The sequence below is a fragment of the Erythrobacter donghaensis genome, from assembly GCF_001557325.1.
GTDB classification, from domain to species: domain Bacteria; phylum Pseudomonadota; class Alphaproteobacteria; order Sphingomonadales; family Sphingomonadaceae; genus Erythrobacter; species Erythrobacter donghaensis_B.
Map to the genome: position 1 here is coordinate 1 of NZ_LSJS01000251.1, position 12490 is coordinate 12490.

The 12490-nt window shown below is 69.6% G+C and carries 11 protein-coding genes and 1 pseudogene; 2 read left to right on the top strand and 10 right to left on the bottom strand.

Annotation, left to right across the window (positions count from 1 at the left end; translation table 11 throughout):
- The 10 genes and pseudogenes from AX692_RS19780 to AX692_RS14885 form a co-directional block, all read right to left on the bottom strand.
- Positions 1-151: pseudogene (locus AX692_RS19780) on the bottom strand (glycosyl transferase family 1); the annotation flags it as partial.
- A 12-nt stretch (positions 152-163) separates the two neighbouring features.
- Positions 164-1225, bottom strand: coding sequence for a FemAB family XrtA/PEP-CTERM system-associated protein (locus AX692_RS14845; protein ID WP_073974029.1), 1062 nt, complete (start codon positions 1223-1225; stop codon positions 164-166).
- A complete protein-coding gene (locus AX692_RS14850; protein WP_073974028.1) occupies positions 1222-2139 on the bottom strand; it encodes an XrtA system polysaccharide deacetylase in 918 nt (305 codons plus the stop codon). Before AX692_RS14850 ends, AX692_RS14845 begins: the two co-directional genes overlap by 4 nt.
- 4 nt (positions 2140-2143) lie before the next feature.
- Positions 2144-3334 (bottom strand): XrtA/PEP-CTERM system-associated ATPase, encoded by a 1191-nt coding sequence (locus AX692_RS14855; protein ID WP_073974027.1) that lies wholly within the window; start codon positions 3332-3334, stop codon positions 2144-2146.
- 16 nt (positions 3335-3350) lie between these two features.
- Positions 3351-5006 carry a hypothetical protein gene (locus AX692_RS14860; RefSeq protein WP_073974026.1) on the bottom strand — a complete coding sequence of 552 codons (1656 nt, stop codon included), beginning with the start codon at positions 5004-5006 and terminating at the stop codon, positions 3351-3353.
- Positions 5003-5974: an AAA family ATPase gene (locus tag AX692_RS14865; RefSeq protein ID WP_073974025.1), complete on the bottom strand. Its 972-nt coding sequence runs from the start codon at positions 5972-5974 to the stop codon at positions 5003-5005. Before AX692_RS14865 ends, AX692_RS14860 begins: the two co-directional genes overlap by 4 nt.
- 16 nt (positions 5975-5990) lie before the next feature.
- Complete coding sequence (locus AX692_RS14870; protein ID WP_073974024.1) at positions 5991-7511, bottom strand: XrtA system polysaccharide chain length determinant; 1521 nt, start codon at positions 7509-7511, stop codon at positions 5991-5993.
- Between the two features lie 13 nt (positions 7512-7524).
- Positions 7525-8166 (bottom strand): XrtA/PEP-CTERM system exopolysaccharide export protein, encoded by a 642-nt coding sequence (locus tag AX692_RS14875; RefSeq protein WP_073974023.1) that lies wholly within the window; start codon positions 8164-8166, stop codon positions 7525-7527.
- 207 nt (positions 8167-8373) lie between these two features.
- Positions 8374-9600: a pyridoxal-dependent decarboxylase, exosortase A system-associated gene (locus tag AX692_RS14880; protein WP_073974022.1), complete on the bottom strand. Its 1227-nt coding sequence runs from the start codon at positions 9598-9600 to the stop codon at positions 8374-8376.
- Positions 9597-11138: an acyl-CoA ligase (AMP-forming), exosortase A system-associated gene (locus AX692_RS14885; protein WP_081095364.1), complete on the bottom strand. Its 1542-nt coding sequence runs from the start codon at positions 11136-11138 to the stop codon at positions 9597-9599. The genes AX692_RS14880 and AX692_RS14885 overlap by 4 nt, the downstream gene beginning before the upstream one ends.
- A 54-nt stretch (positions 11139-11192) precedes the next feature.
- Here AX692_RS14885 and AX692_RS14890 point away from each other — a divergent pair, with 54 nt between their 5' ends.
- Together AX692_RS14890 and AX692_RS14895 are read left to right on the top strand one after the other, a co-directional pair.
- A complete protein-coding gene (locus AX692_RS14890) occupies positions 11193-12155 on the top strand; it encodes a GNAT family N-acetyltransferase (protein WP_081095365.1) in 963 nt (320 codons plus the stop codon).
- A 42-nt stretch (positions 12156-12197) separates the two neighbouring features.
- Positions 12198-12482 (top strand): acyl carrier protein, encoded by a 285-nt coding sequence (locus tag AX692_RS14895; RefSeq protein WP_073974020.1) that lies wholly within the window; start codon positions 12198-12200, stop codon positions 12480-12482.
- The last annotated feature ends 8 nt before the right edge of the window (positions 12483-12490 follow it).

A 12490-nucleotide genomic window follows, 5' to 3' on the forward strand; every position in this document is an offset into this window, starting at 1 on the left:
CCCGCTCGGCCTCGGCATCGCCTTCGCCGAAGCAGCCGACATGGACGGGTGCGAGGTTCGCCAGCGCCTTGAGCAAGTGGTGCGAGCGGATCCGGTCGCCCCGATCGGGCGGGAAGGGCACGCGGTGGGCGAGGAACAGGATGCCGGGCATCAGGCCAGCCCCCTAAGCCAACCCACGCGCGATCCACGGCCCCACAGTGTTGGCGATGGGCAGCGGGAGCTTCTTCCAGAGCGCGATCTTGCGGCTGTAGCTCGCGTCGGTGGGGTCGATATTGCGCTGGCGTGCCCCCGGCGCGGTCCACGCGGCATAGGTCAGCGGCTGCGGCTCGAAGCCCCAGTTCTTCTTGAAGGCGAAGGGCCCGCTGCCGGTCTTGGAGCGGCCGAAATCGAACCGCGCCATCCCCTTGCGCCGGGCGTGGAGCATCAGCTCGTAATACATCACCTCGTTGGCGCGGGCGGCGCGCGCTGCGAACACGCCGCCGCCCCAGTAGGGCAGCACCGCGCCCACGTGGTAGAAGCTGAGCACACTCGCCAGCGGGGTCTCGCCCTGCCACACGGTGAGGATGTCGCTGCTGTCGGGGAAGGCCTCGATCATCGCCGCAAACAGCCGCTTCGGGAACACCGGCGTGCCGAGATTGCGCACGCTCGCGCTGTAGCAGGCGTAGTGCGCGGCAAGGTCGCCGCGCCCCCGCCCCACGGTGACGCGGTGCCCGAAGCCGAGGCCTTTCCTCACCTCTGCGCGCGCCTTCCTCGGGATCGCGAGGAGTTCGGCCTCGTCATCACCGGCCAATGCGCGTTCGAAACCGCAGTGCTTGTCCGACCAGCTGTCCCAGCCCTCGGGCACCGGGCCGCCGCGCAGCTCGATCCCCGAAAACCCGCCGCTTGCGGCATGGGCCTGCGCTGCGTGCGCAAGTCCGCGCGCCGCTTCCTCGGTTTCGGCGATGATCCCGCCACCCACACCGAAACCGCTCGATACCAGCGCCTTGCCGAACAGCCCCGAGCGCACCTCCGTGAGCGGGAGCCATCCCGTGACCGTGCCGAGCCGCTCGGCCACCAGCCCGGCGGCGCGCTGGCCCGTGCCTGCCGCGACGCCCAGCAGCCAGGCCGGGCGGTGGAACAGGCTGCCGCCGTTCTCGGCGACGAAGCCTTCGATCCGGCGTACCTCGCCCGCATCGCGCAGGTCGGGCGCGCGCACGCGGGTCGCGGCCTTGACCGGGGCGTTCACGCCGCGGCCTCCTCTTCGGGAGCGGGCAGCACCAGATCGACCGCCCGCGCCGCCTCGCGGTGCGCGATCATGTCCATCCGCCCCCAGCGGAATTCGTGCACCAACCCGCGCAGCTTGTCCGCCATCTGCGAAAGGCCCGTGTAATGTCGCAAGCGCGAGCGCAGCGGCGCATGGCCCACGCGCGGCTGTTCGGGATCGACCTCCCAGGGGTGGAAATAGAACACCGCCGGGCGCTGCTCGCGGCGGTTGACCTGGCGGATCGCCCAGCGCGAGAAGGCGTAGGGCAGCACCCGGAAGAAGCCCCCGCCCCCCGCCGCAACGCGCCGCCCGCCGAGAATCGCGGTGGTCACCGGGATCTCGATCATCGACGACCACGGCAGCGGGCGAAAGGCGAAGCGCGGGGCCTCGGGCCAGCCATAGTGGTCGTGCGCGACCGGCGCGACGCTCGAGGAATAGGCGTAGCCTTGCTCCGCCAGTTCGGCGAAGGCCCAGGGTGTGCGCTGGTCGATCGAGAAGCTCGGCGCGCGGTAGCCGGTGACGGCAACACCAGCGCAATCCTCGATGATGGCGCGCGCCTTGCGGATGTCCTCGGCGAACTCCTTGCGAGTGAAGGTGAATACCCGCGCATGGTCATAGCCGTGGCTGGCGATCTCGTGCCCGGCATCGACGATCCGCCGGATCATATCCGGGTGCCGCCTGGCCACCCAGCCCAGCGTGAAGAAGGTCGCGCTGACATCGGCCTCGGCGAAGAGGTCGATCACGCGGTAGACATTGTCCTCGACGCGGGTCTTGATCCCGTCCCACTCGCCGCGGGCGATCACGTTCTCGAAGGCGCCGACCTGGAACCAGTCCTCGACATCGACCGACAGGCCGTTGACGATGGACGTTGCGGCAGCGGGAAAGGGCGCGTTCATGGCCTCACGCGGCCCTGCGCGACGGGTCTTCCTCGAGCCATTCGATCAGCATCGTGAGCACGTGGCGGAAGGATTGCTCCTGCTCCTCGAGCCGCGCCTCGATCCGCTCGAGCGCGGCCGAGAGGCGCGCCTCGGCGGCGCGGGCGTCCTCGGGGGCGAGTGCGTCCCCGGCGGGCTGGCCCATGCCGGCAGCCTGCAACTCGCTGATCGCCGCTTCGAGCTCGGCGGTGCGCGCGTCGCGCTCGGCAAGCAGGGCCGCGACTTCGGTCGCCGGCAGGCTGCCCTGCGCCGGGGGAACGGGAGCTGCAACCGGGGCGACCGGAGCGGCGGGCTCGGCCACCGGCGCGCTGCGCAGATCGCTTGTCCCGCGCGCGCCGCGGCTCTGGTCGGCCGCCATCTCGGCAATGACGTCGCCCAGCATCGCGAGGCCGAGCGTGTCGCGCTCCTCGATCGCGCCGAGCAACAGGAGCCGGTTCATCACCTGGTTGACCCGGCGCGGAATGCCGCCGGTGTGGTGGTAAAGCGCATCGAGCAGCCCCGGTTCGAAATCGGGGCGCCCCTGCCATCCGACACAGCCGAGGCGGTGGCGCACATAATGCTCGACCTCGCTCGCATCGAGCGCCTCGAGGTGGTGCGAGGCGATGATCCGCTGGCGCAGCTGTTCGAGGCCCGGATGCTGAGCGAGCGTCGCGCGGAACTCGGGCTGGCCGAGCAGTAGCGATTGCAGCAGCGGGTGCGAGCCCAGCTGGAAGTTGGAGAGCATGCGCAGCTCTTCCAGCGCGGTCAGTTCGAGGTTCTGGCACTCGTCGACCACCAGCAGGCAGCGCCGCCCGGCGCGGGCCTCGTCCTGGAGGAAGCGCTCGATCACACCCAACGCGGTCGCCTTGTCGTGGCCCTCGACCGGCAGTCCGAAGGCCTGGGCGATCACGTGCACGATCTCGGCCCCGTCGAGCGCCGTGGTGACGACCTGCGCGGCCGTCAGCGCGGCCGGGTCGATCCGCTCCATCAGGTGTGCGACCAGCGTCGACTTGCCCGCGCCGACCTCGCCGGTGATGACGATGAAGCCCTCGCCCTGGCTGAGGCCGTAGCCGAGATAGCTCATCGCCTTCTTGTGGCTGACGCTCTCGAAATAGAATTGCGGATCGGGGGTCAGCTGGAAGGGGCGACCACTGAGACCGTAGAAGTTTTCGTACATGGGCTCGCGTGCTCCGTCAGAAGTTGTAGCGCAGGCCGACCAGCGCGGTGGCGAAGGCGAAATCCTCCGCGGTGAACTCGCTGTCGACGTAATCGACGGCAATCGCCGCGCGCCCGGTCAGGCGGCGGGTGATCGACTGGTTGTAGGCGGCCGAGACCCCCGCGGCGGTGGCATCATTGCCGCCCGCGCCGTCGAACCAGTTGGCATAGGCGTTGGCGGCGATGTTGGCGCTCTCGCCGATCTGGCGCGAGAGGCCGCCGATGACGTAATAGCTCTCGTCCCTCAGGCCGTTGACGGGCGCGAGGGCGGTGCCGGCTGCGGCGATGAAGGTGCGCCGGTCGTAGCCTGCGCCCAGCGTTGCCGTGGTGCGGCCCAATTGCCGCTGGTAGGAGGCACTCACCCCGCGCCCGCGGAAGGCGGCGGAGCGCACCGATCCGAGCGAGCCGACGATCGCCTGCCCCTGCGTGCCGCTCACCAGCCCGCCGAAATCGCCGGTCACCGGATTGCGGATCGCCTCGAAATCGCTGTCGAGCCGCGCAAGGCCGTTGTTGATGACCCCGCCGAAGCCGCTCACCCCGTCATAGGCCGCGAGCGCGAAGACGCTGCGCTGGTTGGGGACGTAGGTGAAGGTGCCGTAGTAGGTGGTCGAATCGTAGCGTCGGCCCACGGCCGCCTGAAGGCTGGTGCGCGAGGACGGGCGCCACAGCACGCCGACGTCCCACAAGAGCCCGTCGACATCGAAGGCGATCCGGCGCGGGGCGGCGGGATCGGTGATGAAGCGGCCGTTCTCGTCGCGCTGGGCGACACCGTTGGCATCGCGCACCGCATCGCGGCTGGAAATCTCGACATCCTCGTAACCTGCGCCAGCGACGATCGCGAGGCTCTGGGTCACGGGCACGGTCACATCGCCGCGCACGTAGAGGTCGCGCACGCGCTGGTCGAGATTGCCGATGTCTTCCTGGAAGCCTCCGGCGGTGACCGCGAGGCCCACCGGCAGCGGCTCGCCCGGGCGCGTCGCGGCGCGCAGCTGGCCCATGTAGGTGACCGAATCGTCGAAGGTGTCGACCGCAGTGCCGCCCTGCGTGACGAGCGCGTTGTCGACCTCGAAGCGGTTGTAGCCGACCCGCGCCACGCCCTCGACGCCGACATCGCCGACGCGGGTGCGCAGGCTCGGCCCGGCATAGGCGCTGTAGATCCGGCTCTCGGCATCCTCGCGCACCAGCGGGTTGGCGGTGACCGCCCCGCCGCCATCGGCCCGGGTGCGCGTGGCAAGCAGGCCCGATTCGAAGCTCAGCTTGCCCGGCACCACCGCTATCGTGCTGCGCGCGATGCCGCTGATCGTGTCGGTATCGACCGCGTCGTCCTCATAGGCGATGTTGCGTTCATAGCGCAGCGAGAGCGCCGCGCCGCTGTTGCGACCCTGGACATTGATGTCGACCCCGGCAGCGACCTGCGTGAAGGTCACCACGTCATTGCCCGGGCTCAGTTCGGCCGAGACGACCTGGCTGACCTCGATATAGGGCTGGACCGCGCGGTTGGCGCGCTCGGTCGAACCGTCGCCGCCCTGCCCTTGCCCCTGGGCCTGAGCGAAGGCGGGCGCGGCCGCGGCCGCGGCAAAGCCGACGGTCAGCAGAAAGCGGGCGAGGATGCGGGTGCCGGCACGCATGGTCATTTTCCCTTCGCGCCATAGTAGGAGCCGAAGCGCCGCCCCGAGGGGCTGTAGCGCGCGGCGTTGAGCAGCAGTTTGATGTCGCCGCATGCCGAAAGCAGCTGCTGCGCGTCCTCGAGCGCAGCGCGGCTGGTCTCGTCGGCGCGCACCACCAGCAGCGCCTGTCCGACATGCTTGGCGAGCTCGGCGGCGGGCGATGCGGCGAGTGCGGGCGGGGTGTCGAAGATCAGGATCCGGTCGGGCGCGCCCTCGGTCAGTCGGCCCAGCACTTCGGCCGTGCGCGCGCTGGCAAGATATTCCGCATCGCGCGCGGTGGCGTGGCCTGCGGGCAGGATGAACAGGCCCGCGATATCGGTGCGGATCACGAGGCTCTCGGGCAGGATCGCCGGATCGGCGAGCGCGTCCATCAGGCCCTCCCCGGCCGCGATCCCGAGGCGCTCGGTGATGCTGGGCTGGACCACATCGGCATCGACCAGCAGCACCTCGAGGCCGCGCTCTGCGGCGAGCGCGATTGCGAGGTTGGTGGCGCAATAGGTCTTGCCCTCGCCCGAATGGGGCGAACACACGAGGATGCGGCGGGCGAGCGGCGAGCCGCCGGTGCGCGCATCGGCGAGGAGTTCGCGCTTGACGATCCGGAACTCCTCCAGAAGCCCGGTGACGGGGTCCTCGGGCACGATCAGCCCGCCATCGCGCAGATGCGTGCGGTCGATATGCGCAGACGGTCCGCAGAAGGCCACCGCGCGCGGCGGCGGCGGCGCGGCGGGTTCGGGTGCGGCTTGCGGCGCAGTCGGCTGCGGCTGCACCTGCGGCTCGGGAGCCGGAGCCGGACGACGCAGCGCTTGCGGCACCGGCGCAACCGGGGGAAGCTTGATCCCGTTCCCGCGCGGATCGAGCCCGAAGGCCGCATCCGCGCGTTCGAACAGCGATGCCGGCCTTGCGCCCTCGCGATTGATCTTGCCCTGATCGGTCATGTCCCTCGCCCCGTCCTCAGGCCACCCCGCCGATCGAGACGAACTCGATCGCGAGCAAAATCACGAACATCGCAGCCAGACCTCCGCAGGCCCCGGCAAACTGCTTCAAGCGCTTCGCCTCGATCGCGCGCGCGGCTTCCGAGACGGTCAGCGAGATCGCGCCGATCACCGGAAGATCGAAGCTGCGCTCGAGCTTCTGCGGGGTCGCGAAGCTCGATTTGAGCTGGCCCATCGCATAGGCGACAGCCACGCCCGCCCCGATCCCGACGATCAGCACGCCCAGCAGCAGCAGCGGGCGGTTGGGGGCGGCGGGGCTCTGCGGCACGCCGGGCTGCTGGATGATGTCGAACCGGAACTGGCTCGCCTTGTCCTCTACCTTGCCGCGGGTCTTCAGCGCCTCGCGGTCCTGCAGGAGCTTCTCGTAGTTCTGGCGCAGCACGTCGTAATCGCGGCTGATGCGGTTGGCCTCGGCGGCAACCGCGGGCTCGCTCGCCTGGCTCGCCATCAGCGCTGCAAAATTGCTCTGGAGCGCCGCGCGGCGGGCCTGGAGCGCCTCGACGCTCGCCTGCCGCTCGCTCCTGATCGCGACCAGCGAGGCATAGGCGGGATTGGGCGCGCCGCCCGCATCCTCGCCCGCAGCCGCCGCTTGCCGCGCGAGGATCGCGACCTGCTTGGTGGTCGAGACGACATCGGGGTGGCTGTCGGTCAGCCCGCGTGCGCGCAGTTCGGCAAGCTGGGTCTGGGCCTGCAGCAGCGCGGCGCGCGGCCCGGTCGCATCGCGTCCGCCCGCAACCGTGCGCGGCGTGGAGGAAATCTGCCCCGAGATCGCCGCGAGCCCGCTCTGCGCAGCAGCAAGATCGGCCTCGACATTGCGCAGCTCGGCGCGCGCGTCCTGCACCTTCTTCGACAGGCTGTCCGAGCCGCCGACCAGATCGGGATATTGCGATTCGAAGGCGAGGCGGCGCTGTTCGGCCTGTTCGAGCTCGGCCTTGCGTTCCTGCAACTGGCGATCGAGATCGCCGATCGCGGTGCTGATCCCGGTGCGGCTGCCGATGACATATTCCTCGCGCAGGATGTCGAGCAGTTTCTGCACGACATCGCGCGCCAGCACGGCGTTCTCGGCATCGGAGAATTCGCTGCGCCCGATCTCGGCGGTGATCTGGAACAGGTTGTCCTGCTCGGAGGTCACCTTGACCTTCTTCTCGAGCACCGCGACCGCCGCGTCGAGCGCGCCGCGCTCGGTGATGCCCTCGCCGAGCCTCGTGGTGGTGATGACCTTCTCGAGGTTCTTGGCGCTCGAGAGGGTCTGGCGCACCCGCATGATCTCTTCCTTGCCGTCACCGGCAATGCCGAGCTGCTTGGAGAGCACGTCCTCGACGTCGACATAGATGCGCGCCTTGCTCTCGTAGGCATTGGGGATCATGCTGACCACCAGCCACCCGAGCAGGCACACGCCCCACGCCACCGCGATCGCGATCCAGCGCCGGTGCCAGACCGACCACAGCGCCGCGCGCAGTTCGTCGAAAATTTCGCTCATCCCTCGGCGCGCCTCAGAACCGGCTCTCGGGGATGATGATGGTGTCGCCGGGCTTGAGCATGACGTTGGCAGTGGCATCGCCCTTGCGGATCAGGTCGGCGAGGCGCAGGCGGTATTCGGTCTGCGTGCCCCGCTCGCGGTCGAGCCGGATCAGCTTGGCGCGGTTGCCGGCGGCGAATTCGCCGAGCCCGCCGACCGCGATCATTGCGTCGAGTGCGGTCATGTTGGCGCGGTAGGGCAGCGATGCGGGCTGCGGCGTCGCGCCGATGATGCGCACCTGCTGGGTGAAGTTGCCCTCGGGGGTGTTGACGATCACCGAGACGATCGGCTGCTCGATATATTTCGACAGCTCGCCCGCGATGTAGTCCTGGAGCTCGGTCGCGGTCTTGCCCACCGCCGGGATGTCCTGCACCAGCGGGATGGTGAGCCGCCCGTCGGGGCGCACGCGGACCTTGTCGGCGCTGAGTTCGGGGTTGCGCCAGACGTGGATGGTGATCTCGTCGAGCGGCCCGATGGTGTATTCCTCGCTCGGCACCACACTGCCATCGCCGTAGCTCGCGGGCGGAAGCTCCTTCCCGCCGCTCGCGCAGGCGGCAAGCAGGGCCGCCAGAAAGCCGATGGCCGCAAGGCGCTTGAGGTCGGAAAGCTGGGACATGGGTCGTGGATCCTTGGCCAAGGCCGGGCGCACCGCCCACGCGCAGGAGCGACCTGCGACACGGAGCACCCGGAACGTCGGGGTTGTTTTGGCCGGAAATGGTGAAGATAAGATTAGTTATACAGCGCCGAAGTGGGCCCTATCCCGGATCGGGACAGCGCCCGGACGGGCCTTAACGCGCGCGGTTAACGGCGCGCCGAGCCGAGCTCAGACCAGCAGTTCGGCCGCCGGGCCATGGCCGAGAAAGGCGCTCGGGGAGGCGGTGGCGCCATAGGCTCCGGCGCAGAACACCGCGACCAGATCGCCCACCTCGGCGCGCGGCATCATGGCATTGTCGGCGAGCCGGTCGAGCGGGGTGCACAGGCAGCCGACGATGTTGACCTCCTCGGTTGCTTCGGCCCCGTAGCGCGTTGCGATCGCGGAAGGATAGTTCCGGCGCACGACCGTGCCGAAATTGCCCGAGGCCGCCAGCTGGTGGTGCAGCCCGCCGTCGGTGACGAGGAAGATCACCCCGTGACTTTGCTTGCGATCGATGACACGGGTCAGATAGACCCCCGCCTCGCCGACGAGAAAACGGCCTAGCTCCATGCACAATTCGGTTTCGGCCAGCGTAGAAGGCAGGTGCGCGACCCGCTCGGCGAGCGCCGCGCCGACTTTCGGCAGGTCGACCGGGGTATCGCCGGGGAAATAGGGGATGCCGAGCCCGCCGCCCATGTTGAGCTTGGGGCAAGGCGCGCCGATGGCTTCGGTCAGCTCGGCAGCAAGGCCGAGCACATTGGCCTGCGCTTCGATGATCGCCTCGGCGCTCAAGGTCTGGCTACCGGTGAAGATGTGGAGGCCGCGCCACTCGGCCCCTTGCGCGATCAGGTGCTTGGCGAGCGCGGGCACCCGCTCGGCATCGACCCCGAACTGTTTGGCCCCGCCGCCCATCTTCATGCCCGATCCGGTGATCACGAAAGACGGGTTGACCCGCACCGCGATCCGCGGCGCGATGCCGAGCCGCTGGCCGATGGCAAGCGCGCGGTCGCCCTCGCCCTCGCTCTCGCAATTGAGCGTGACGCCCGCGGCGATGGCGGCCTCGAGCTCCGCGTCGCGCTTGCCGGGCCCGGCAAAGCTGATGCGGCGCGGGTCGATCCCCGCCGCCTCGCACAGCTTCAATTCACCTGCCGAGGCGATGTCGAAGCCGTCGACCAGCGGTGCCATGTGGGCGATCACCGCAGGGTGCGGATTGGCCTTGACCGCGAAGTTCAGCCCCACCCGCGAAGGGAGCGCCGCGCGCAGCTGGGCGACGCGCGCGTCCAGCATCGCTCGCGAATAGACGAACAGCGGAGTGCGCCCGGCCTCGGCCGCCAGCTCGCTCGCGCGGCGGCCGCTGATGGCGAGTTCGCCCCCGATGGTCTCGAAGCCGGGAGGGATCGGGCCGACGGGCTTCATTCCGCGAATTCCTTGTTGAGCTGCGCCTGCAATGCGGTGCGGTCGATCTTGCCGTTGGGATTGAGCGGCATCGCCTCGCGCCAGTGGATCATCTGCGGCTGCATGAAATTGGGGAGGTCACGCTGGAGCCGCCTGGCCAGCTCCTCGCGCGAGCCCTCGTCGCCGCGCACCACCAGATGCACCGCCTGCCCGAGGCGCGCATGCGGCACGCCGAGCGCCACCGCTTCCGCCGCCAAGCCGGAGGCGAGCGCCGCCTCCTCGATCTCCTGCGGGGAGATGCGGTTGCCCGCGCTCTTGATCATCGCATCGCGCCGCCCGGCAAAATAGAGCAGGCCATCCGCGTCGCGCTTCACCCGGTCGCCCGACCACACCGCCGTCCCGCCATATCGCGAGGCGGCAGGTGCGGGCTTGAACCTTTCGGCGGTGCGCTCGGGATCCTGCCAGTATCCTTGCGCGACCAGCGGGCCGCAATGGACCAGCTCGCCCTCCTCGCCATCGGCTGCGATCTCGCCCGCATCGTTCACCACAAGGATCTCGGCAAAGGGGATCGCCTTGCCCATCGAGGTGGGGTGGGTGTCGACCAGCGCCGGATCGAGATAGGTCGAGCGGAAGGCTTCGGTGAGGCCATACATCGGGAACAGCCGCGCCCCGGGGCACATCCCCCGAAGGCTCCGCACCAGATCCACCGTCAGCGCCCCGCCGCTGTTGGTGAGGCGGCGCAGCGGCGCGGCAGCATCAGCGGGCCACTCGGTCTCGGTCAGCTGCACCCACAAGGGCGGCACCGCGGCAAGCGTCGTCACGCCATGCTTCGCGCATGCCTTGGCGACGTCCCTGGGGAAGAGGAAATCAAGCGGCACCACGCTCCCGCCAGCATACCACGTGCTCAAAAGCTGGTTCTGCCCGTAATCGAAGGACAGCGGCAGCACGGCAAGCGTCACGTCGTCGCCCTCGAGGCCGAGGTAATGCGCCACGCTCACCGCGCCGAGCCACATGTTGGCGTGGCTCAGCATCACCCCCTTGGGCCGACCGGTCGAGCCCGAGGTGTAGAGAATCGCCGCCAGCTCCGAATGATCGGCCTCGGAGGGGCCGCGTTCCAGCCCCGCCGCCTCCGCCGCCGCCAACGCCGCAGCCTCGTCCAGCACCATGCAGCCCTCGGGCAGATCGCCCGCCTCGAGGCTCGCGAGCCGCGAGGGCGTGCCGATCAGCAGCGCCGCGCCGCTATCGGCAAGAATATGCGCCACCTGCGCGCGCTTGAGCAGCGGGTTGATCGGCACATGCACCAGCCCGGCGCGCGCCGCCGCCAGCGGCAGCAGGCAGGTCAGCTCCCCCTTGGCCGCCCAGCTCGCCACCCGCGAGGTCTTGGTCGGCACCTCGCGCGCCAGCCATCCGGCGAGCCGCGCGACACGCTGTCTTAACTCCTCGTGGTTAAGGCTGCGGTCGCGAAGCACCAGCGCCGGGCTCTCTCCGTAACCACCCGCCCCCGCCAGTTCGGCGAGGTGATCGAGCGGACGCGGGGTCGGATCGGGCAGGTGCGGCATGAGGGACACGGACTTTCAGTGATCGAAGCGCGGTATCACGATAGCGTTAACGTCTTGCAAGCGCTGTCTGGGCTCGAGACGCGCGCGCCCTTCGATCGGCCCGCATGGTTTGCGCTGCTGGCCGAGACCGGGCTCGTGCCGCTCGTCGCCATCGCCAGCGATGCCGAGAGCAGCGCCGCCCTTGCCCTGACCGAGAGCGCGGGGCGCATCACGCCCTTGCGCAACTGGTACTCATTCACCTGGCGCGAACTGGCTCCGGCGGGCGAAGCGGGTGATCGCCTGCTCGGAGCCATCGCGCGCCAGCTGAAGAACAGAGGCTGGCGCGTGACGCTCGAGCCCGTGCCCGAGGAGGACGGCTCGGCCGAGCGGCTGGCGCGCGCCTTCCGCGCGGCGGGCTGGCAGGTCGCGGTCGAACCCTGCGACATCAACCACGTGCTGCCCGTGCGCGGGCGCAGCTTCGCCGAATATTGGGAGAGCCGCCCCGGCCCGCTGCGCACCACCTTCCATCGCAAGGCGAAGAAGGTCGAGGTCGAGGTGCTGACGCGTTTCGACCCTGCCGTCTGGGCCGATTACGAGGCGATCTATGCCGCCAGCTGGAAGCCCGCCGAAGACCAGCCCGCGATGCTGCGCGCCTTCGCCGAAGCCGAGGGTGCGGCGGGCCGGCTGCGCCTCGGCATTGCCCGCGCCCAAGGCGTTGCGGTCGCGGCGCAGGCCTGGACGGTCGAGAACGGCACCGCCTACATCCACAAGCTCGCCTATCTCGAAAGCCACAGGCACCTTTCGGCCGGCACCACGCTGACTGCCGAACTGTTCCGCCACGTGATCGACGTCGACCACGTGGCGCTGGTCGATTTCGGCACCGGCGACCAGAGCTACAAGGCCGACTGGATGGAGGCAGTGCGCCCGCGCTACCGCATCGATTGCCTCGATCCGCGCTCCCCTCGCGCCTGGCCCGCGCTCGCCAAGCGGCTGCTGCGGCGAGGGCCAAACCTTGCGCCCGTGCCCGTGCATGGCTAAGCCCCGCCGCCACGGCACGACAAGAAGGACGTTTGCACAGGGATGACCGTTTCGCACAATCTCGAAGGCGCCGGGCTCGACCGTGAACTCAAGGGCCTGATTGCCGATGTGCTGGGGCTCGATCCCGAACAGGCGCAGGCGCTCGGCCCGGAATCGGGGCTGTTCGGCCACTTGCCCGAGCTGGATTCGATGGCTGTCGCGGGGCTGCTGACCGAGATGGAAGACCGGCTCGGCATCGTGATCGAGGACGACGACGTCGATGGCGAGATGCTCGAAACCTATGGCGGCCTTCGCGCCTTCGCCGAGGCCAAGCTCGGCGGCCGCTGAGCCCGCCG

What these genes read in the sequence shown, in the direction of transcription:
- AX692_RS14850 (WP_073974028.1), bottom strand. Translation starts at nt 2,139, where the DNA reads ATGAACGCGCCCTTTCCCGCTGCCGCAACGTCCATCGTCAACGGCCTG.
- AX692_RS14855 (WP_073974027.1), bottom strand. Translation starts at nt 3,334, where the DNA reads ATGTACGAAAACTTCTACGGTCTCAGTGGTCGCCCCTTCCAGCTGACC.
- AX692_RS14860 (WP_073974026.1), bottom strand. Translation starts at nt 5,006, where the DNA reads ATGACCATGCGTGCCGGCACCCGCATCCTCGCCCGCTTTCTGCTGACC.
- AX692_RS14865 (WP_073974025.1), bottom strand. Translation starts at nt 5,974, where the DNA reads ATGACCGATCAGGGCAAGATCAATCGCGAGGGCGCAAGGCCGGCATCG.
- AX692_RS14870 (WP_073974024.1), bottom strand. Translation starts at nt 7,511, where the DNA reads ATGAGCGAAATTTTCGACGAACTGCGCGCGGCGCTGTGGTCGGTCTGG.
- AX692_RS14875 (WP_073974023.1), bottom strand. Translation starts at nt 8,166, where the DNA reads ATGTCCCAGCTTTCCGACCTCAAGCGCCTTGCGGCCATCGGCTTTCTG.
- AX692_RS14880 (WP_073974022.1), bottom strand. Translation starts at nt 9,600, where the DNA reads ATGAAGCCCGTCGGCCCGATCCCTCCCGGCTTCGAGACCATCGGGGGC.
- AX692_RS14885 (WP_081095364.1), bottom strand. Translation starts at nt 11,138, where the DNA reads ATGCCGCACCTGCCCGATCCGACCCCGCGTCCGCTCGATCACCTCGCC.
- AX692_RS14895 (WP_073974020.1), top strand. Translation starts at nt 12,198, where the DNA reads ATGACCGTTTCGCACAATCTCGAAGGCGCCGGGCTCGACCGTGAACTC.